This window comes from Kribbella steppae (assembly GCF_004342025.1).
Lineage (GTDB): Bacteria > Actinomycetota > Actinomycetes > Propionibacteriales > Kribbellaceae > Kribbella > Kribbella steppae.
Genome location: NZ_SLWN01000008.1, coordinates 213,277 through 233,471 on the forward strand (window position 1 = coordinate 213,277; position 20,195 = coordinate 233,471).

A 20,195-nucleotide genomic window follows, 5' to 3' on the forward strand; every position below is an offset into this window, starting at 1 on the left:
AAAGGTGACACGGGAAACTAGGTTACGGTGACGGCGTGTTGAGACGGCGACTGAGGCTCTCCGCTGCGGCGGTTGTGGGCCTGCTGATCGCTGCGTCGGCAGCGGTTCTCGGTACGGCGCCGACGTCCGCGGCGCCGGTGGAGGACCCGGTCGTCGACGTCACCATCGACTCCTTCGCCCCGGTCGCGCCGAAGCCGGGTGACTCGGTCCGGATCACCGGCCGGGTCACGAATACCAGTGACATCACCTTCCGGGCCCCGCAGGCGCTGGCGTGTATCGATCGCAAGCACCTGGCCACCAACGCCGACATCGCCGCCGTCTCCGCCGAGCAGGACGTGCCGATGAGCGAGCGGGACAGCTGCAGCGGGCTGACCACCTTCGAAAGCGGCACGTTCCAGCAGTTCGGCGCCCCGCTGGCTCCGAAGGCGTCGGTGCAGTTCACCCTGACCGTGCCCTGGAACGAGTGGCAGCTCAAAGGCAACACCGGCGTGTACGTGGTCGGCGTGATGTTCCGCGGGCAGCCGACCGAGGACAGCAGGGCGCGGGTCACCGCCGGCCGGGCCCGCACCCTGATGCCGGTGATCGGCTCCGATCCGCCGACCCGCAAGGTGAACACCGCCCTCGTCATCCCGTTGCGCCATCGGCCGACCCAACTGGGCGGGACGCGGTTCGCGAACGACTCGCTGGCCCAGTCGATGGCGCCCAACGGTCCGCTCGGCCGGTTGCTCGCACTCGGCACGACCCGCAAGGTCACCTGGCTCGTCGATCCCGCGATGCTCGACGAGGCACGCCGGATCAAGGACGGGTACGTCGTCGTCGGCGACGACAACCAGACGACGCCGGGCAGCGGGCAGAAGGTCGTCACCGCCTGGCTGAAGGAGTTCGACGACAGCCGGGCCCGGGGCAACCAAGTGGTCCTGCTCCCGTACGGCGATCCGGACGTGGCCAGCCTGATCGACGCCAGCGACCCGTTGAGCAAGGATCCGGTCAGCAAGATCGTCGGCGATGCCCGGGCCACCAGCGAGGAGTACATCCTGGCGCCCGGTTCGACCGCCCCGGCCATCTTCACCAACGGCTTGTGGCTGGAGAACGGCTCGGCCCGCGGCCGCTACCTCGCCGCGGCCTCGTCCGGCTTCCCCGGTTCGACCGACCAGGACCTGAACCTGGTCAACAGCGCGGCGTGGGTGACCGCCGAACGGCCGACCCTGACTCCGTCGCCGGTCTACAACGTGCTCACCCCCGAGGGTCCGAAGACCCAGGTCCGCACCGTCATCGCGAACTCGGCCCTCACCACCGGCGGTCCGGACCCGGACACCGCGGAGAACCCACTGCAGGTCCGGCAGCGGTTCGCCGCCGAGACCGCATTGCTGGCCACGGGCGGGACGACTCCCGTGTCCGTGGTCGCGCTACCGCCGCGGGGCTGGGACGCCGAGGGCAGCGCCACCGCGGCGATCGCCGGCGACCTGGCGCTGCCGTGGATCGCACCCACCGACGTCAACCAGATCGTCGCCGCCACACCGAGGCCGCTGACCACCAAGGCACCCAACGCGCCGCGGTCGAACCCGGCGCTCACCGGCGGACAGCTCGACGCCGTCAAGCGACTCAACGACGCCACCCTGACCTACCGCAACCTGCTGGCCGTGCAGGAGAACCTGGACGAGAACATCCAGCGCGCACGGCTGCGCTCGGCGTCCAACGGCTGGCGCGGGTTCGCCGACGAGGCGAGGCAGTTCACCGCGATCGAGACCGGCTCGGTGAACCAGCAACTGGCCAAGGTGTCGCTGGTCAACTCGAGTGTCGAGCAGGGCCAACACGGCGTGATCAAGGTGAACCTGGCCGGTAGCAAGGGCACCTTCCCGCTGACCATCTCGAACGAGCTGGACGAGTCCATCCGGGTCGGCATCGCGGTGACCCCGGCGAACCGGACCGACCTGCGGATCAAGGCGCTGCAGACGAAGGTGCTGCCGCCGCGGGGCAAGGCGACGTACCTGATCGAGGCGAGTGCGGAGCAGAACGGTCTGATCAGGGCGAACGCCCAGGTGATCACCGCCTCGGGCCGTCCGGTCGGCCGGTCCCAGGAGTTGGTGATCGAGGCCGCGCAGTACGGCAGTGTCGGCTGGATCCTGGTCGGCGCGGCCTGCGCGCTCCTGTTCGGTACGTCGTTCGTCCGCATCTACCGGCGGGTCCGGACCGAGCGGCGCAACCCGGAACCGACCGAGCCGGCCACCGATCCGCTGCACCCCGCGCCGATCGATCCGGAGCCCGGTACCGGCCCCGTGAACTCCGCCGCCGACGGCGTACCGGAATCCGCCCCCGATGCGCCGGTGGACGCGTCCCTGAAAGAAGGAGTCGGTTCGAAGGATGGCTGACCGCACCCTGCGATCCGCGGGGGTGATGGCAGCCGGAACGGTGCTGTCCCGCCTGCTCGGATTCGTCCGGATCGCCCTGCTGGCGGCCGCCATCGGTACCGCGCTGCGCGGCGACATCTTCACCGCCGCGAACACCATCCCGAACAGTCTGTACATCCTGCTGGCCGGCGGGGTGTTCAACACCGTGCTGGTGCCGCAGTTGGTCCGGGCGATCAAGAACCACGACGACGGCGGCCGGGACTTCACCAACCGGTTGCTCACCTTCGGCTTCGTCGTACTCGCCGTGGTCACGGTCGGCTGCGTGATGCTGGCGCCGCAGATCGCCGAGCTGTACCTGCCGAAGGAGCTGAAGGACCCGTCCCGGGCGGCCGAGCGGGAATCGATGGTGGTGTTCGTCCGGCTCTGCCTGCCGCAGATCTTCTTCTACGGCGCGTTCGTGCTGGTCGGCCAGGTGCTGAACGCGCGGCGCCGGTTCGGCCCGATGATGTGGGCGCCGATCGCGAACAACATCGTCGCGTGCGCGTCGATCGTGGTGTTCCTGCTGATCTACCGCACCGGCGACCCCCCGGCCACGTACAGCCACGGCGAGGAGTTGCTGCTCGGGCTCGGGCACACGGCTGGTATCGCCGTACAACTGCTGGTGCTGCTGCCCTATCTGCGGGCGAGCGGGCACATGTACCGGCCGAAGTTCGGTCTGCGCGGCACCGGGTTGGGCCACACCGCCCGGCTGGGTATCTGGACCATGCTGTTCGTGGCGGTGAACCAGGTGACCCTGGTGGTCGTCACGAAGCTCGCGATCGCGGGTAGCGCCTCGGACACTCCCGGTGCGAAGGCCGGTCTGTTCGCCTACAGCACCGCCATGCTGATCATTCTGGTGCCGCACGGCATCGTCTCCGTGTCGCTGGCGACGGCCGCGCTCCCACAGATGTCGGCGCTCGCTGCCGACGGCGACGTGACCGAGGTGGCCCGGCTGTCGGCCCGGTCGATCCGGCAGGCGCTGGCGATCGTCGTACCCGCCGCGGCCGCGATGATCGCGTTCGCCTATCCGATCGTCACGGTGATCGCCGGCTACGGCTCCGGTAAGGACAACCTGACGCTGATGTCGTACACGCTGATGACGCTGGCGCTGGGCCTCGTGCCGTTCACCGTGCAGTACTTCCAGCTGCGCACGTTCTACGCGTTCGAGGACACCCGTACGCCGTTCTTCCTGCAGTGCGTGATCGCGGCGACCAACATCGCGGCCGCCGTGATCGGGGTCCGGGTGCTGCTGGACGCGGAGCACCTGCGGTTCAGCGGTGTTGTGCTGGGTGCGGCGTACGCGCTGGCGTACCTGGTCGCCGTCCTGATGTCCCGCCCGGTCCTCGGACGGAAGGTCCCCCGGGTGCACGGTGCGGGTATCGGGCTGCCGCTGCTCGCGATGGTGATCGCCGCGGTGTTCGCGGTCGGGGCCGGCCGGGGTGCGCTCTGGCTCCTGGGCCTCGCCGTCGACTGGTCCGGACCGCTGGGCGCCATCCTCCAACTCGCGGTCGCGGCGGTCGTGATGTTGCCCGTGTACGCCGGGATCGCGCGGGTACTCCGGATCCACGAGGTCAACGACGTGGTGTCGCTGGTCACATCGAAGCTCCCCGGTCGCCGCTGAACCGATCCGCTTGTGCACTCGTGCAGATCTGTAGATGCTGACGGGGCACTGTGTCTCGTCGAGAGACGCCGAGTGCGGCTAGCGGTGGTCCAGGCGTTCGCTGGCAAGGCGGAGGAGGAGAGAGATGCGGAGCATCTCGCGACGACGACAACGCCGCCAGCGGGCGGCTGGGGCGCCGCTAGACGTGCTGGGCGTCTCTTGACGAGGCACTAGCATGGGGGCTGCGATCGGGCCGCCAGCTGATCGCGCCGGATCCCCGCCGACCGGGTCCGGAGCGCCAGACGCAGTCCGACCAGTGCATCGAGGAGGGCGAGAGACACCGTGTCGAACCAGACTGTCAGTCCTGGTGCCCTGCTTGCCGGCCGCTACCGGATCGCCGAGTTACTCGCGGAGATCGACGGTGCGCGGGTGTGGCGAGCAGTGGACGAGGTACTCAGCCGGGCCGTCGTCGTGGATGTCCTGCCGGTCGGCGACCCGCGGACCAACCTGCTGTTCGACGCCGCCCGGCGCGCTGCCGCGGCGGCCGACCCCCGCTTCCTCCGCGTGCTCGACTGCGACATGCACGACGGCGTCACGTACTGCGTCCGCGAGTGGGCCGGAGGCCGCCCGCTCGAGCGGATGCTCAGCAACGGCCCGCTCACCGGGCAGCAGGCCGGCTGGCTGGCCCGCGAGGTGTCCGAAGCGCTGGAGAACCTGCACCGCACCGGCCACGCCCACGGCTCCATCAGCCCGGCCACCGTCGTGGTCACCGACGCCGGAGCGATCAAGGTCGTCGGTCTCTCCACCGAGGCGGCACTGCGCTCGACCGGCCCGGGTTCCCCCGAGCAGGACGTCCGCGCGCTCGGTGAGCTGCTCTACGCCTCGCTGACCGCCCGGTGGCCCGGCCCGGCGCCGGCGTGGGGGCTGCAGCCCGCTCCGGTGGAGCACGGCCGGCTCCTGAGCCCGCGTCAGGTGCGCGCCGGTGTGCCGCGTTCACTGGACGACATCAGCGACCGGCTGCTCAGCAACCCGCCGCGGCACCACGCACCCCCGATCACGAGCGCGGCCGGCCTGTCCGCCGCGCTGTCCGGGGTTGTCGGCAGCTCGCACGAGCCGCCGAGCCAGATGGACGAGACCGTCGCGATCGCCCGGCAGAATGGCAGCGTCGACGACGCCACCCAGGTCGTCCCGCCGACACCGCCGCCCGCGCTGGACCCGACGCCCCCGGCGTACCAGTCCAACGGGCAGGAGCAGCACTCGGCGTACTCCGCCCCGGCCGAGACCCGTCCGGTCCGCCGCCAGGCGCCACCACCGTCGAACGGCAACGGTCACCGTCGCCGGCCCGACGAGCCGAAGCCGAAGGGCGGGTGGGGCGGCCGGATCCTGATCCTGCTCGCCGTCCTGGCCCTGCTGTCGGTGATCGCGATGGCCCAGTTCCTGCTCAAGGGCGCGATGAACAACGACCAGGGCACCGATGACGCCGGCGGCGACAAGACCGCGCCGCAGACCAGTACGACGCCGTCGGCCACCGGCGGAGCGGCCAAGATCGTCAGCGCCAAGGACTTCGACCCGAAGCCGGACGGCAACGGCAGCGAGCACCCGGAGGACGTGGGCAACACCTACGACAGCAAGCCGACGACGACCTGGACCACCCAGTCGTACAGCCGGCCGAAGCTGGGCAATCAGAAGCCGGGCGTGGGCATCATCTACAACCTGGGCTCGCCCACGTCGGTGTCCAAGGTGTCGGTCGCACTCCAGGGTGAAGGCACGAGCCTGCAGGTGCTCATCCCGAAGGGCGACACCGCCCAGTCCCCGGGCGCCGTGAGCGGCTGGACCCCGGTCGCGACGCAGGAGGACGCACCCGAAGGTACGGCGAACCTGACGCCGTCGCAGCCGACCCAGACGCAGTACGTCCTGGTCTGGCTGACCGAACTGCCGAAGGAGAAGGACAGCAGCAAGTACCGGGGCGAGATCTCGGAGGTCACGATCCAGAAATGACCTCGTCGGATATCACTCGGATCGGCGCGGCTGATGCCGTTGCCCAGTCTGCGGAGCATGCTGGGCCGGTGAGCTACGACCAGATGGACGACCACGAGCTGCTGCGGCTGCACGTGGCCGGCAACCCGGACACGTTCGGGATCCTGGTCAAGCGGCACCGGGACCGGATGTGGGCGGTCGCGATCCGCACCCTGGGTGAGCCGGAGGAGGCCGCCGACGCGCTGCAGGAGGCGTTCATCTCGGCGTTCCGCCGGGCCGACTCGTTCCGCGGCGACGCGAAGGTGACCACCTGGCTGCACCGGATCGTGGTGAACGCCTGCCTGGACCGGATCCGCCGCCGCCAGGTGCGCGCCGCCGACCCTCTGCCGGAGGACGAGGACCGCGCCGCCGAGCTGGCCGGTCCGTCCGAGGACGACCCGGCCGAGGTCCGCGAGCGCCGGCTGGACGTGCTGAACGCGCTCAAGCAGATCAACTCCGACCAGCGCAGCGCCCTCGTCCTGGTCGACATGGAGGGCTACTCGATCGAGGAAGCCGCCGCCATCCTGGGCTGTGCGCCGGGTACGGTGAAAAGCCGCTGCGCCCGCGGCCGGGCCCGGCTGCTGCCGTTGCTCCGGCACTGGCAGACGACGCGGGGTGGCTCCGAGGAGTCCGACGTACCGGCGAGAACCGCGACGGAAGCGGTGGGAACCGAATGAGTGGGTACCCCGTCGAAGCGAAGTCGCCTACCTGCGACCCGACCTTCATGCCTCGACCCGGAGTATTCCGATGACCACTCTGCGCCCGATCCTGGGCACCTCCTGCAAGGAGGCGAGTTCCTGATGACCGATTCCGGTCTGCCGACCAGTGAGCACCTCGAGCACCTGGACCCGGACACGATCGCCGACCTGATCGAGAACCTGCTGCCCGCGCCCGAGGCGCATCGGGCTCGTGAACACGTGAAGGCATGCCCCGAGTGTCAGCAGACGTTCGACGCGCTGACGCAACTGTCCGCGGACCTCGCCGAGGAGGGCCGGGCGGACATCCCGATGCCGGCCGACATCGCCGAGCACCTCGACCAGGTCATCGTGTCGGAGTCGGTGCTGCGCGCGTCCACCGTTGGCGTGCACTCGCTGGTCCAGATCCGCGAGCAGCCGCACCGGCACCTGCCGAAGCTGCTCAGCGCGGCTGCGGCGGTCGTAGTGGTCGCGGGGATCGGCGTCGGTGTGGTGTTCGCCACCAAGGACCAGGCCGCCGACAGCTCGGCCGGGATCGGTCCGTCCGTCCTGCCCAGCGGCATCCCGTCGCTGACGACCAAGGATGTCGGCCCGGACTCGCAGCAGTGGCTCGAGAGCACCAACGGACCCTTGCTGAACGGCACCGAGACTGAGAAGGCCTGTGCCCGGGTCTTCGCCTCCGGCCGGCCGAATCCCGTGGTCCGGCTGGTGCAGCCGGCCAAGGTCGACGGCAAGCGCGCGCTGCTGATCGGGCTGCAGGGCGGTTCGCCCCGGGACATCCAGATCTTCGCGGTCACCGGGTGTAGCGAAGGCAGCGTGGCGACCCCGTTCTACGACACCAATATCACCCTGCGCAATCGCTGAGACGCCAGTGCATTGTCCCGGCCTGGCGGTGGGTACCGTGGGAATGGTCGGCCTCTAGGATCCGTTGAGTACGACGTACCGCAACTCGACGACACGAGGAACGCCTTTATGAGCGACGCAGGAGTCCGCAACGTCATCATCGTCGGCTCCGGCCCGGCCGGTTACACGGCTGCCGTGTACGCCGCGCGTGCCCGGCTCGAGCCGCTCGTGTTCGAGGGCTCCGTCACCGCCGGTGGTGCGCTGATGACCACCACCGAGGTGGAGAACTTCCCTGGCTTCTCCGAGGGCATCATGGGGCCGGCGCTGATGGACGAGATGCGCAGCCAGGCCGAGCGCTTCGGCGCCGAGCTGGTGCCGGACGACATCGTCGCGATGGACCTGACCGGTGAGATCAAGTCGGTCACCGACTCCGCCGGCACCGAGCACCGGGCCAAGACCGTGATCCTGTCGATGGGTTCGGGCTACCGCAAGCTCGGCCTACCGGACGAGGACCGGATGTCCGGCCACGGCGTGTCCTGGTGTGCGACCTGTGACGGGTTCTTCTTCCGTGACCAGGAGATCGCGGTCGTCGGCGGCGGTGACTCGGCCGTCGAGGAGGCCACCTTCCTGACCCGGTTCGCGAAGAAGGTCACGCTGGTGCACCGCCGCGAGGAGCTGCGAGCTTCGAAGATCATGGCCGACCGGGCCTTCGCGAACGACAAGATCGAGTTCGCCTGGAACTCTGAGGTGGCCGAGATCCACGGCCAGGACAAGCTGACCGGCATCACCCTGCGGGACACCGTGACCGGTGAGACCCGGGAGCTGCCGGTGACCGGTCTGTTCATCGCGATCGGGCACGACCCGCGGTCGGAGCTGGTCAAGGGTCAGGTGCGCCTGGACGAGGAGGGCTACGTCCTGGTCCGCGAGGGCAGCACCGAGACCAACCTGCCCGGCGTCTTCGCCGCCGGCGACCTGGTGGACCACACCTACCGGCAGGCGATCACCGCCGCCGGCACCGGCTGTGCGGCCGCCCTGGACGCCGAGCGCTTCCTGGCCACCCTCGAGCACGAGGCGACGGCGGCCGCCGCCACGGCCACCGAGCCTGTCACCGTCTGAACCTGACAATCACTGAAGGAGATGCGCCCGTGGGCGAGAAGATGAAGGCCGTCACCGACGCCGAGTTCGACCAGACCGTGCTGAAGAGCGACAAGCCGGTACTGGTGGACTTCTGGGCCGAGTGGTGCGGGCCGTGCCGCCAGGTCTCCCCGATCCTCGAGGAGCTGAACCAGGACCACAGCGACAAGCTCACCTTCCTGAAGATGAACGTGGACGAGAACCCGGTCACCCCGAGCAACTACCGTGTTACGGGTATCCCTACCATCAACGTCTACGTGAACGGTGAACTGGCCAAGTCCATCGTCGGCGCGAAGCCGAAGGCGGCGCTGCTGAAGGAACTGGCGGACTTCACCTCCTAGACGATCGAGGTCTGGACCACCCGTCCGCCACACGGCAAGGAGCAGTTTGATGGCTGGCACCCCGTTCAGCGGCCCGCACGGCGTGTACCGGATCGGCGACACCGGTGAGGCAGTCGCCGAGATCATCGGCAAACTCCAGCGGCTCGGCCTGCTGGCAGGCGGTCACGACGTCTACGACGAGGCGACCGCGCACGCTGTCCGGGGATTCCAGCAGCAACGCGGGCTGATGATCGACGGGATCGTCGGCCCGCAGACGTACCGGGCGATCGACGACGCGCGCTGGCGGCTGGGCGACCGGCTGCTGACGTACGTCGTCTCGCACCCGCTGACCGGTGACGACGTCCTCGCACTGCAGGCGAAGCTGCAGGAGCTCGGTTTCGCGGTGGCCCGGATCGACGGCATCTTCGGCCCGGACACCCAGCGCGCGGTGACCGAGTTCCAGCGGAACATGGGCCTGCCGGCCGATGGCACCTGCGGCCCGTCCACTTTCAAGGCGTTGCAGCGGATCAAGCCGATGGCGACCGGCGGTCGCCCGGACGCATTGCGTGCTTCCGAGCAGGTCCGGGCCGCGGGTCCGCGACTGTCCGGCAAGACCGTGGTGATCGACCCGGGCCACGGTGGCTTCGACTACGGCTGGGAGGGCTTCGGCCTGCGCGAGTCCGATATCGCGTACGACCTGGCTGCCCGGATCGAGGGTCGGTTGGGTGCGACCGGCGTACGGGCGTATCTGTCCCGGGGACGTGACCAGGGGCCGGACGAGCTGGCGCGGGCCGCGTTCGCGAACGAGACGGACGCCAACCTCTGTGTGTCGCTGCACACCGACGGGTCGATGAACCCGGAGGCGCAGGGCGTCGCGACGTACTTCTACGGCAACGATCTGCATGGTGCGTCGTCCAGCGTGGGTGAGCAGTTCGCCGGGCTGGTGCAGCGCGAGATCGTGGCGCGGACCGACCTGCTGAACTGCCGGACGCACGCCAAGACCTGGGACCTGCTGCGGCGGACCAAGATGCCCGCGGTCCGGCTGGAGATCGGGTACGTCACCAACCCGCACGACTCGGCCCGCCTGGCCGATCCGGCCTTCCGCGACGTGGTCGCCGAGGCGATCGTGGTCGCGATCCAGCGCGTCTACCTCCCGCCGGACCAGGACGCCGCCACCGGCATGCTCCGCTTCGGCCAACTGACCGTCTGACACGCTTCGCCGTGCCGACGGCGACGCGGACCTTGTCCGATGCCCAGATCTACAAGGCCCGCGTCTGGAGCTCGCGCTACGAATAGTCCTTCTCGAGCGCGATCGTCGGGACAGCGCGATCGAGTCCGCGCGGCAGCCACCAGGCGCGGTCCCCGAACAGCCGCATGATCGCCGGAACGATGATGCAGCGGATCAGTACGGCGTCCAGCAGTACGGCGGTGGCCAGGCCGAGGCCGAACTGCTTCAGCATCCGGTCCGGACTGAGCAGGAAGGCGCCGAACACCACGATCATGATCGCGGCCGCCGCGGTGATCACGCTACCGGTGTTCGCCAGCCCTTCCCGGACGGCTTCGCCGGCATCCTTGGTACGCCGCCATTCCTCGTGGATCCGGGAGACCAGGAACACCTCGTAGTCCATCGACAGGCCGAAGACGATCGCGAAGATCATCACCGGCACGAACGCCTCGATCGGACCAGGCTGCGCACCGAACCAGCCCTGCTGGAAGACCAGCGTGATGACACCGAGCGAAGCCCCGATGCTGAGCAGGTTGAGCACCGCCGCCTTCAACGGGATCAGGATCGACCGAAATACCGCCATCAGCAGCAGTGCCGACAGTCCAACCACGACCAGGACGAAGATCGGCAGCCGCTTGCTGACCGCGGAGGCGAAGTCGTCGGCAGCCGCTGTGGCGCCACCGACCAGGTAGTTCGCCTGGGTCCGCGATTCGAGGGCCGGCAACGTGTCGTCGCGCAGCCGCTCGACGAGCTCGCTGGTGGCCGCATCCTGCGGTGCCGACTTCGGGAACGCCAGTACCGTGGCGATCTTGCCGTCGGGTGTCAGCTGCGGTGGCGTGACCGCGGCGATGTTCGGATCCGCTTGCAGGGTCTGGCCGAGTGCCTGCGCCGCGGCCGCGTTTCCTTCGGACACAACCACCAACGGACCGTTGAAACCGGGCCCGAATCCCTGTGCCAGCAGGTCGTACGCCTTCCGGCTGGTCTTGGCCGGGTCATCCGTCCCCGCGTCCGCAAACCCGAGCCGCATGTCCAGCGCCGGCAACGACAGCGCGATCAGCGCGACCGTCCCGAGCACCAGCGGCACCCACGGACCCCGCTGCACCAAAGCCGCCAGCTTCCGCCAGCCGTCCCCGGGCGTACGACGCTTCTTCGCCGCGTGCTTGCGGACACTCTTCTCGATCCGCTTGCCGAACAACGTGAGCAGAGCCGGCAGCAGACTCACCGCGGCCAGCATCGTCATCAGGACGGTCAGGGTGACTCCGAGCGCAACACCCTGCAGTGCACCAAGTCCGAGCGCGAGCAGACCGAGCAGGGCGATCACCACAGTGCAGCCGGCGAACATCACCGCGCGGCCGGCGGTGTCGAGGGCAACCATCGAGGCCGTTGCGCGGTCGATGCCGTCCTTCAGCAACTCGTGGCGGTAGCGGGAGAAGATCAGCAACGCATAGTCGATTCCAACCCCCAGACCGACCAGCATCATCACCGGCGCGGTGTAGTCGGGCACGGTGAACAGATGTGAGGCCAGCACCAGCAGGCCGAGCGTGCTGCCGACGGCGAACACCGCGGTCAGCAGGGGAAGAGTTGCCGCGAGCAACGATCCGAACAGGAACACCAGGATCACCAGCGCGGCCAGGATGCCCGCTCCCTCGGCCGCACCACCCTCGCTCTCGGCCGCCGATCGGGCCAGGTCACCACCGACCTCGACCTGCAGGCCGGGTACGGCGAACTCCTGCGCCCGGTGGATGATCGTCCGGACGTCCTCGACCGGCATGTCCTCGACGGTGGTGTCCAAGCCGACCGTCGCGTACGCCGTACGTCCGTCCTCGGACAGTGAGCCCGGAGCGGTGAAGGGGTCCGCGACGGAGGCCACGTGCGGGAGGTCCCCGACGACGGCCAGCATCGAGGCGATCCGCTGCTTCTCGGGCTGGAGACCGCCGTCCGCGTGCAGGACGATCTGGACCGACGCGGTGTCGCCCTGCGGCTGGTGCTCGCGGAAGACGTCGGTGACCCGCTGGGAGTCGGTGCCGGGGAGCGAGGTGTCGTTGCGGTAGTTGTCGCCGATGACGGCCGAGGCCGCGGTGACGGCGACGAGGGCGACCACCCAGAGCACCAGGGCGAGCCCGGCGTGCCGCATCGACCAGCCGGACACCCGGTGCAGCAGCCCGGCTCGTCCACCGTCCTTCCCGGGCGGTCGTCGTACTGGAGTGTCCACGGTCATGGCTTGCGCCTCCCTTAATAAGTAGATTCGCTACATGTTGCCTCTCGACAGTAACAGAGATATGAGTAGACTGGCTACATGAAGGCGGATGCGCTGCGTGGACACCTCGACCCGATGATCCTGGCCGTCGTCGAGAACGAGCCGCTGCACGGCTACGCGATCATGGAGGCGTTGCTGGAGCGCAGTGGCGGCGAGCTGGATCTGCCGACCGGGACGCTGTACCCGGCGCTCCGGCGACTCGAGCGAGCGGGCTACCTGTCCAGCGAGTGGAGCACGGTCGGCGGACGGAAACGCCGTACGTACCAGCTCACCAGCGCCGGTCAGAAGATGCTTGCCTCAGGCAAGCAGGAGTGGCTGACCTTCCGGGCTGTGGTGGAAGGGGTCCTACGCCCGGGCCAGGCGTAGGCAGCGGCCGGCCTGAAGACCCACGACAACGAGCGGCAGTACGACGAAACTCGCCACGACCGCGTAGTCGAGCAGTGCGGCCGGGTGGGTGCTGGTCGACGCCATCCCGACCCCGATCGCGCTGATGATCACCGAGCTCGTGATCGCGAAGAGTGCGGTGGCGCGAGTCACGTGCTGCCGGACGATCGGGTAGCGCATGCCGACGCCCGCGGCGATCACCGCCAGCACCGCACCGGCGATCGTCACCGTGCCGATGCTCCGGACCAGGGTCTGGAGGAAGTCGTTCAGCGCAGAGTCCGACGCCGGGTCCTGGTTCCAGCTCCAGGCGCCTTCCTGCCAGACGATCGGCTGCAGGATCAGCACCAGGAAGAGCAGCATCGCAGTCCGGCGGGTTTGGCTGACCGCGAGCTCCGCGCGATAGCCGGGCACGACCTCGTCGAGTTCACCGAAGTCGGCGACGGCTTCCCGCTCGGCGCTGTCCCGGTCGAGACCGTCGGCCTCGAAGGCCTCGGTGGCGTCGACCAGGTGGTCCCGCGCCTCGGCCAGCAGGTCGGCCTTCCGCCGGCGCGGGCCGGGCAGTGCGCGACTCAGGCCGGTCAGGTAGTCGTCGACCGGCGTGAGGGTGCTTCCACGGCTGGACACGCCTACCAGTATGGGGACGGATGGCTCGGATCACGTCCGGGGTCCCACTGAGTCGCCCCTGACCTTGCCTTCGGCGGCGGCTTTGCGACGACGGTGGCGCAGGACGAAGAAGCCGACGTACCCGATGATCACCAACGCGAAGCCGACCTTCTCGGCGGTCGGTGTCGCTCCCTCGGGCCAGATCCGGCCATCCAGGTAGTGGTTGATGTAGCCGGCGTCGTAGACGGACTCGCCGCCACGGCGGCGGAAGTACTTCTCCGAGCCGGTCAGCGGGCAGTCGTAGTCGATCAGCACGATGGCCAGGTTCCAGACCACGATGCCGAGATTCACCCAGATCAACTTCGGCCACTTCCAGGCCAGGAAGGCGCCGAACACGAAGAACAGCAGGAAGGCGGCGTGCAGGATCATCATCACGTCGCCGAGGAAGCGCCAGATCATCGTCGTCAGCCTGTCGGTGTGCGGGTGAGGGCGTCCCGGACCGTGACCGGTGCCGGTGGGGTGTGCTCGGGACGAATCGCCCCCATCAGCCGTTCCACCGCCGCCTCCATCTCACTGCGCCAGGTGATCGCGGACCGCAGGTCCAGTCGCAGCCGCGGATTCCGCGGATGTTCCCGGACGACGCCGAACCCGACGGCCACGAGGAATTCGGTCGGCCAGACGCACCCCGGCCCGTCCCAGCGCGAGTCGCCGAACGCCTCGACCGCCCGGAACCCCCGCTTCAGCACGTCCTTGGCGACCGCCTGGACGAGGATCTTGCCCAGCCCGAGACCCAGGTAGCGCGGCAGGATCCGCCCGGTCGCCAGGACGACGGCATCCGGGCTGACCGGCGCGGTCGGGAACGCCTGGATCCGGGGCAGGTAGGTCGCCGGTGCGTACACCGCGAACCCGGCCGGCTCGTCGTCGACGTACAGGACGACGCCCGCACTACCCCAGTCGAGCAGCAACTGGGACAGCCAGGCTTCCTTCTCCAGGCCGGTGTCGCCGGTCCGGGCGGCCTGCTTGGCGGCGACCGGGTCCAGCTCCCAGAACACGCAGTCACGGCACGGCACCGGGAGCTCGTCGAGATTGGCGAGCGTGAGCGGTTCGAGCCGTCGAGCCATCAGCAGGCTTTGTCTCTGATCCGGGTTGTTACTTCCATCACGGTGTGTGTCGCCCTGGGTACCGTCGGGTCGCTCATCGTGCCGCCGGGGCGGGCGCCGGTGCCGGCTTCCGCGCATCCGGGGTCTCCGCCGCCTCCGGGGCGACGTACCGCTGTTGTATCTTCGCGGCTGGTTGCCGCCGGAACAGCTCGCCGGCGAACCCGGCCAGCACGCCCAGCAACAGTCCGCCGAGCGTCCAGCCGGCTGCCTTGCCCACGCTCATCCGATCCGCCTTCCGCATCCACCTCTCAGGCCGCACCCGGCCGCCCCGGCTGTCTCAGCAGCCAGATCACGGCATGGTCGAACCTGCCCCTATAAGGCATGGTAGTGAGAGGTCGCGCCGATCCACAGCCCAGGCACGCTTGGGTTGTCTGTCGTAACCTGGTGACTTCCCCCCGATCACCTGTTGGAGTGGCTCCGTGAGTGCTGACCTGCCCGATGTCCGGCAGACCCGTCTCGACAACTACGTCGATCGGTACGCAGCACGGACCAAGGGCATGACGGCCTCGGAGATCCGCGCCCTGTTCGCCGTCGCCAGCCGGCCCGAGGTGGTCTCGCTGGCGGGCGGGATGCCGAATATCGGCGGCCTGCCGCTGGACGTGGTCGGCAGCGCGGTCCGCGACCTGGTGATCGACAACGGGGCGACCGCGATGCAGTACGGCTCCGGCCAGGGCGATCCCACCTTGCGGGACCAGATCTGCGACGTGATGCGGCTGGAGGGGATCGACGCTCACCCGGACGACGTCGTCGTGACGGTCGGCAGCCAGCAGGCGGTGGACCTGGTCACCCGGGTGTTCTGCGACCCGGGCGATGTGGTGATCTGCGAGGCGCCGTCGTACGTCGGTGCGCTCGGCGTGTTCCGCGCGTACCAGTGCGAGGTCGTCCACGTCGCGATGGACGACGACGGCGTCGTACCGGAGGCGCTGGAGCAGGCGATCGCGACGGTCCGGGCGGCGGGGAAGCGGATCAAGTTCTTCTACACGATCCCGAACTTCCACAACCCGGCCGGTGTCTCGCTGTCGAACGAGCGGCGGCGGCGAGTGCTGGAGATCTGTCAGCGGGCCGATCTGCTGGTGCTCGAAGACAATCCGTACGGGCTGCTCGGGTTCGACGGCGATCCGTATCGGGCGCTGCGGGCCGACGATCGTGAGGGCGTGATCTACCTCGGCTCGTTCTCGAAGACATTCGCCCCGGGATTCCGCGTCGGCTGGGCAGTCGCGCCACACGCCGTCCGCGAAAAGCTTGTGCTGGCACAGGAATCGGCCACTTTGTGTCCCCCGGTGTTCAGCCAACTGGCCATCTCGTCGTACCTGGCCCGGCACGACTGGCTCGGCCAGGTGAAGCAGTTCCGGGAGATGTACCGGGAACGTCGCGACGCGATGCTGGCGGCGCTGACCGAAAAGATGCCTGCGGCAACGACCTGGACCAGGCCGGGCGGCGGGTTCTATGTCTGGCTCACCCTGCCGGACGGTCTGGACGCGAAGGCGATGCTGCCGCGAGCGGTGACCGCGCGGGTGGCCTATGTGCCCGGGACCGCCTTCTTCGCGGACGGTTTCGGCTCTCAGTGCATGCGGCTGTCGTACTGTCATCCGACCCCTTCGCGGATCATCGAGGGAGTCGGCCGACTGTCTGCGGTGATTCATGAGGAGCTCGAGTTGCGGCAGACGTTCGGGCCGCTGACACCGGGTCCGGGACGCGACTACGACGCTCCTGGTCCGGAGCTGAGCTGAGTTTGCCCTGGTCTGCTGCGCAAAGGTTGCGCAATGGATCTACGGGTGCCCGGGGGTCTCTGACGCGGTAGCGGTACCGTTCCTGTGGGCCTCGGGACCGGCGGACCGAGCCGGAGTCGCCCACGAGTGATCGGGATATTTGTGATGAGTGATCTGGGTCGAGTGCTGGTACTAGCCGGTGGACTGTCACACGAGCGGGACGTCTCGCTCCGGTCCGGCCGGCGGGTCGCCGACGCCCTGCGCAGCGTCGGCGTAGAAGTCGAGCAGCGCGACGTCGACGCCAACCTGGTCGAACGGCTGCGCGACGATCCGCCGGACGCGGTCTTCCCCGTCCTGCACGGCGTCACCGGCGAGGACGGCGCTCTCCGCCAGGTCCTCGACCTGTACGGCGTCCCGTACGTCGGCGCCGCCGCGGCAGCCTGCCGGACCGCCTTCGACAAGCCGGTGGCGTCCACGATGGTCGGAGCGGCCGGGCTGAACACGCCTACATCGGTGGTGCTCGGGCACGACACGTTCCGTGAGCTCGGCGCTACCTCGCTGATGGAGGCGGTGATACGCCAGGTCGGCCTGCCGCTGGTGGTGAAGCCGGCTCGCGGCGGTTCGGCTCTGGGCGCGTCGATCGTGCGGTCGGTGGATGAGCTGCCCTCGGCGATGGTGAACTGCTACGCCTACGGGCCGGTCGCGCTGATCGAGCAGTACATCGACGGGACCGAGGTCGCGGTGACCGTGGTGGACACCGGCGACGGGCCGCGGGCATTGCCGGCGGTGGAGATCCGGCCGGACTCCGGGTTCTACGACTACGAGGCGCGGTACACGGCCGGCGCGACGCAATTCGTCGTACCTGCTGGTGTCAGTGCCGATGTGGCGGAGGCGTGCGCCAAGGCGGCTGTCACCGCGCATGAGGCGCTGGGGCTGCGGGACCTGTCAAGGTCGGACCTGGTCATCGACGCGGACGGTGTGCCGTGGTTCCTGGAGGTGAACGTGGCGCCTGGCATGACGGAGACGTCGCTGGTGCCGCTGGCCGCGGAGGCCGCCGGGATCGAGCTTGGTGTGCTGTGCCGCGACCTGCTGGCAGCCGCCGCGGCACGTTGAGGTCCTGATGCCTGAGCGGTCCTTCTGGCGGACGGCGCTGACGCCACGGTGGGTCGGACTTCTCGTACTGGCGCTGGCGATCGCTGCGGTGATGTCGGTGATGGGCGTGTGGCAGCTCGAGGTGTACCAGTCGAAGACCGCGGCCGCGACCGCCAAGCGAGCCGAGGGTGCTCCGGTCGCGCTGCAGTCGTTGTTCTCGATTGACGAAGGTCTGCCGGCGAAGGCAGTCGGGCGACGCGTCACGGTGTCTGGTGAGTGGGGTCCGGCCAAGGACCAGCTGTTCATCTCCGATCGACGTCAGGGCTCTGAAGACGGCTTCTGGGTCGTCACCCCACTCTTGCTGACCGACACGTCGTCCCCTGGCACGCCCACTGCCGGCGCTCCTCACCCCGGCGCGGTGATGGTCGTTCGAGGCTGGGTTTCCTCGGTCTCGGACCCGGCGGCCCGCCCACCTTCCGGACCCGTGGAACTCTCGGGCGCAGTTGCCGCCTCAGAGGCCCAGGACTCCTCCGGCGACGCCGCCAACGGCCGAGTTCTGCAGTCCCTCCGGATCCCCACGATCGTCCACATGGTCGACTACCGGATCTACGACGCCTTCGTCGTACAGTCCTCCATCGACTCCGGTACGGCGCCCCAGCCCGCGCCGGCCGTCGTACCAGCACCCGCTCCCCCAACCGACCACGCCGGCCTCCGCAACGTCGCCTACGCCTTCCAGTGGTGGATCTTCGCCGCCTTCACCCTCTGGATGTGGACCCGCATGGTCCAAGACGCCCGCCGCCCCGAATCCCCCGACGATTCCGAGCCCTCAAACCCGGACCCAACCCCAGACCCGGATCCGGACTCGGCGCGCGTCCCGGCGTCGACCTCGACGGCGGACCCTGCCTCAGCCGAGCGTGCTGACCAGGCGGAGGAGCCTGTGCAGTCAAGCGGTACCGTTTCAGCGTGACTTCACCAGCCGACCCCGCCACCTCCGCCACCCCGCAGCCGCTCACCCCGGCCGTCCGCGGCGCCCTCACCCGCTACCGCGTGATCGCGTACGTCGTCGGCGTGATGCTCCTGCTCCTGCTCTTCGTGGCGATGCCGCTGAAGTACCTGGCCGACGACCCGAGCGCCATGGACATCATCGGCCCGATGCACGGCTTCCTCTACGTGGTCTACCTCCTCGCCACGTTCGACCTCTACCGCCGCGCCCGCTGGTCCTTCACCCGCCTGGTCCTCACCGCCCTGGCCGGCACCATCCCCTTCCTCTCCTTCTACGCCGAACGCAAAACCACCCACGAACTCGTTCACCCCTAACCACGGTGTTGGCCGACCCGCCCCGTCGGTCGTCGAGCAGCCCGATGTTTCACATGAAACATCTACCGCAAGTCCCCAAGTCTCTTTGTCGACAAATTCTCCAATCTGTCGACCGCAAGAGCCCCGGCCGAACCGCGGCCCCGGCCACCAGCTGACCGCCCTCAGAACCCCAGAATTCCTCTGACAACGCGATCCTGAGCGCCCTCAGCCCCAAACTCTCGCCACGCATCCGCCGCACCCCCGCGAGAAGCCCTCGCCCAGCGAGGCCGCCTTCAAGCGACGCCACCAACAGCGCGCAGGTTGTCCCACAAGCTCGGACGCTCAGAATCCCGCTGACAGAGCGATTCCGCGTCCAGCCAACCGACGCACCCGCCCCGCCCACCTGCCCGGGCCCCTCACCACCGGATCCGGCCCGCGCCGCCGACCTCCTCCGGTGAGCGAGCTCAAGCGCGGCGCCCCGATGCGAGCAGCTCGACCCCGCAACCTCTGACGCTCACAATCCCGCTCACGGACGAATTCCCGCATCTCAGCGCGCTTCACCCGCCAGACCCCTCAGCATCGGAACGGGCTAGCACCCCCACCTCAGGCCCCACTGATGGGGTGTACCGCCCCGAACGAGGCCCCCGGGTCTGCAGCTCGGCACCGGAAGAGCGGCCAAGCTCACCCTCCCGCTCAGGGAGCAGTCCCGAGCCTGAGCCGGCCGACGCATGCCGCACGTCCTGGCGCAGGCGTGTCCGAGTGCAGGCGTGCCAGCAAGGGCGACCTCGCTCACTGGGCCGAGCCGGGATCACGTGCCGACCTGCCGCCGCGATGCTGGAAGGCGAAACTCCAGGGCGCGGACCTGGCGTCGGTGCGGCCGTTCGGGTGCCCGCGTGTTCCCTCGCCGATCCCGTCCGCAAGGCCAGCAAGTGCCGCGCCTAGTTGTGATGGGCGGGAGCCCGCGGCCCGGTACGTGCCCGTACGTCGACGCGTGCCGAGGGCGCCCTGGTTGCGCGGCACGAGTGGTGTGGTCTGGTGCCCGGCACGGGGCGCGGCACGCGAGCTGCTGTCTGATGCCGCGAGCTGCTGTCTGGTGCGCGGTACGAAGTGCCGGATGGCGCGCAGCGGGAGGTGCCGGATGCCCGCGTCGGTGAGCAGCACGAAGGAGGCCCACCGACTCAACCGTGATCGGCACGAGGAGCGGCGCCCGGTGGCGGACGGGGACAGGGCCGGCGGGATCCGGTTCGTGGGTTCTTGGCGAGTAGTGCAGCCGCGGCGCGATCTCGGAGTAGTGAGGAGTTCGGGGTGGGCTTGCGGCACGGGCCCACACTGAGTCCGCAACTCATGGCAAGCGGCTGCCCTCGTTGCTGCCGGGCACCGAACTAGCGCGGCTCGGAGCAGAGCCGAGCCGGACGGCGCCGGCCCACCCACACACTCCGGACGGCCCGCCGCACGCGCCGGTGCGGTTGGGATC

Annotated in this window: 19 protein-coding genes; 13 read left to right on the forward strand and 6 right to left on the reverse strand. The window is 69.2% G+C overall.

Going from position 1 to position 20,195, the window contains the following annotated elements; translation table 11 throughout:
• Window positions 1–35: 35 nt before the first annotated feature.
• The 8 genes from EV652_RS24315 (at window position 36) to EV652_RS24350 (ending at window position 10,205) form a co-directional block, all read left to right on the forward strand.
• The gene (locus tag EV652_RS24315; protein ID WP_132211517.1) at window positions 36–2,369 is read left to right on the forward strand and encodes a DUF6049 family protein; all 2,334 of its coding nucleotides are present in this window, start codon (window positions 36–38) and stop codon (window positions 2,367–2,369) included.
• The gene (gene murJ / locus EV652_RS24320) at window positions 2,362–4,008 is read left to right on the forward strand and encodes a murein biosynthesis integral membrane protein MurJ (protein ID WP_132211518.1); all 1,647 of its coding nucleotides are present in this window, start codon (window positions 2,362–2,364) and stop codon (window positions 4,006–4,008) included. The genes EV652_RS24315 and murJ overlap by 8 nt, the downstream gene beginning before the upstream one ends.
• A gap of 321 nt (window positions 4,009–4,329) precedes the next feature.
• Window positions 4,330–5,985: a protein kinase family protein gene (locus tag EV652_RS24325; protein WP_132211519.1), complete on the forward strand. Its 1,656-nt coding sequence runs from the start codon at window positions 4,330–4,332 to the stop codon at window positions 5,983–5,985.
• Complete coding sequence (sigM, locus tag EV652_RS24330) at window positions 5,982–6,680, forward strand: RNA polymerase sigma factor SigM (RefSeq protein WP_242001964.1); 699 nt, start codon at window positions 5,982–5,984, stop codon at window positions 6,678–6,680. The genes EV652_RS24325 and sigM overlap by 4 nt, the downstream gene beginning before the upstream one ends.
• Window positions 6,681–6,803: 123 nt before the next feature.
• Window positions 6,804–7,562, forward strand: coding sequence for an anti-sigma factor family protein (locus tag EV652_RS24335; protein WP_132211520.1), 759 nt, complete (start codon window positions 6,804–6,806; stop codon window positions 7,560–7,562).
• Window positions 7,563–7,670: 108 nt separating this feature from the next.
• Window positions 7,671–8,657, forward strand: a complete 987-nt coding sequence (gene trxB / locus EV652_RS24340) for a thioredoxin-disulfide reductase (protein ID WP_132211521.1) — start codon at window positions 7,671–7,673, stop codon at window positions 8,655–8,657.
• A gap of 41 nt (window positions 8,658–8,698) precedes the next feature.
• Complete coding sequence (gene trxA, locus EV652_RS24345) at window positions 8,699–9,016, forward strand: thioredoxin (protein WP_439649084.1); 318 nt, start codon at window positions 8,699–8,701, stop codon at window positions 9,014–9,016.
• Between the two features lie 49 nt (window positions 9,017–9,065).
• Window positions 9,066–10,205, forward strand: coding sequence for an N-acetylmuramoyl-L-alanine amidase (locus EV652_RS24350; protein WP_132211523.1), 1,140 nt, complete (start codon window positions 9,066–9,068; stop codon window positions 10,203–10,205).
• A 76-nt stretch (window positions 10,206–10,281) separates the two neighbouring features.
• Here the strand turns inward: EV652_RS24350 and EV652_RS24355 are convergent, their stop codons facing one another.
• Window positions 10,282–12,438, reverse strand: coding sequence for an MMPL family transporter (locus tag EV652_RS24355; RefSeq protein WP_132211524.1), 2,157 nt, complete (start codon window positions 12,436–12,438; stop codon window positions 10,282–10,284).
• A 78-nt stretch (window positions 12,439–12,516) separates the two neighbouring features.
• On the opposite strand from EV652_RS24355, the gene EV652_RS24360 reads away from it, so the two are divergent.
• Window positions 12,517–12,843, forward strand: coding sequence for a PadR family transcriptional regulator (locus EV652_RS24360; RefSeq protein ID WP_132211525.1), 327 nt, complete (start codon window positions 12,517–12,519; stop codon window positions 12,841–12,843).
• Here the strand turns inward: EV652_RS24360 and EV652_RS24365 are convergent.
• From EV652_RS24365 to EV652_RS24380, 4 genes are all read right to left on the reverse strand, one after another.
• On the reverse strand, window positions 12,823–13,485 hold the full coding sequence (locus EV652_RS24365; protein ID WP_132211526.1) for a permease prefix domain 1-containing protein: 663 nt from the start codon (window positions 13,483–13,485) through the stop codon (window positions 12,823–12,825). The two genes, EV652_RS24360 and EV652_RS24365, sit on opposite strands and share 21 nt — an antisense overlap.
• A gap of 30 nt (window positions 13,486–13,515) precedes the next feature.
• Window positions 13,516–13,923 (reverse strand): DUF2784 domain-containing protein, encoded by a 408-nt coding sequence (locus EV652_RS24370; protein WP_132211527.1) that lies wholly within the window; start codon window positions 13,921–13,923, stop codon window positions 13,516–13,518.
• A gap of 5 nt (window positions 13,924–13,928) precedes the next feature.
• The gene (locus EV652_RS24375) at window positions 13,929–14,585 is read right to left on the reverse strand and encodes a GNAT family N-acetyltransferase (protein WP_132211528.1); all 657 of its coding nucleotides are present in this window, start codon (window positions 14,583–14,585) and stop codon (window positions 13,929–13,931) included.
• Between the two features lie 73 nt (window positions 14,586–14,658).
• Complete coding sequence (locus EV652_RS24380; RefSeq protein WP_132211529.1) at window positions 14,659–14,847, reverse strand: hypothetical protein; 189 nt, start codon at window positions 14,845–14,847, stop codon at window positions 14,659–14,661.
• A 196-nt stretch (window positions 14,848–15,043) separates the two neighbouring features.
• Between EV652_RS24380 and EV652_RS24385 the strand changes: the two genes are divergently transcribed.
• The 4 genes from EV652_RS24385 (at window position 15,044) to EV652_RS24400 (ending at window position 18,742) form a co-directional block, all read left to right on the forward strand.
• Window positions 15,044–16,354 carry an aminotransferase-like domain-containing protein gene (locus EV652_RS24385; RefSeq protein WP_132211530.1) on the forward strand — a complete coding sequence of 437 codons (1,311 nt, stop codon included), beginning with the start codon at window positions 15,044–15,046 and terminating at the stop codon, window positions 16,352–16,354.
• Between the two features lie 144 nt (window positions 16,355–16,498).
• Entirely contained in the window at window positions 16,499–17,446 is a 948-nt protein-coding gene (locus EV652_RS24390) for a D-alanine--D-alanine ligase family protein (protein WP_132211531.1), read from the forward strand.
• A 7-nt stretch (window positions 17,447–17,453) separates the two neighbouring features.
• Window positions 17,454–18,392: an SURF1 family protein gene (locus EV652_RS24395; RefSeq protein WP_132211532.1), complete on the forward strand. Its 939-nt coding sequence runs from the start codon at window positions 17,454–17,456 to the stop codon at window positions 18,390–18,392.
• The gene (locus EV652_RS24400; protein ID WP_132211533.1) at window positions 18,389–18,742 is read left to right on the forward strand and encodes a DUF3817 domain-containing protein; all 354 of its coding nucleotides are present in this window, start codon (window positions 18,389–18,391) and stop codon (window positions 18,740–18,742) included. The genes EV652_RS24395 and EV652_RS24400 overlap by 4 nt, the downstream gene beginning before the upstream one ends.
• Window positions 18,743–19,510: 768 nt before the next feature.
• Here EV652_RS24400 and EV652_RS24405 read toward each other — a convergent pair.
• On the reverse strand, window positions 19,511–19,903 hold the full coding sequence (locus EV652_RS24405) for a hypothetical protein (RefSeq protein ID WP_132211534.1): 393 nt from the start codon (window positions 19,901–19,903) through the stop codon (window positions 19,511–19,513).
• Between the last annotated feature and the right edge of the window lie 292 nt (window positions 19,904–20,195).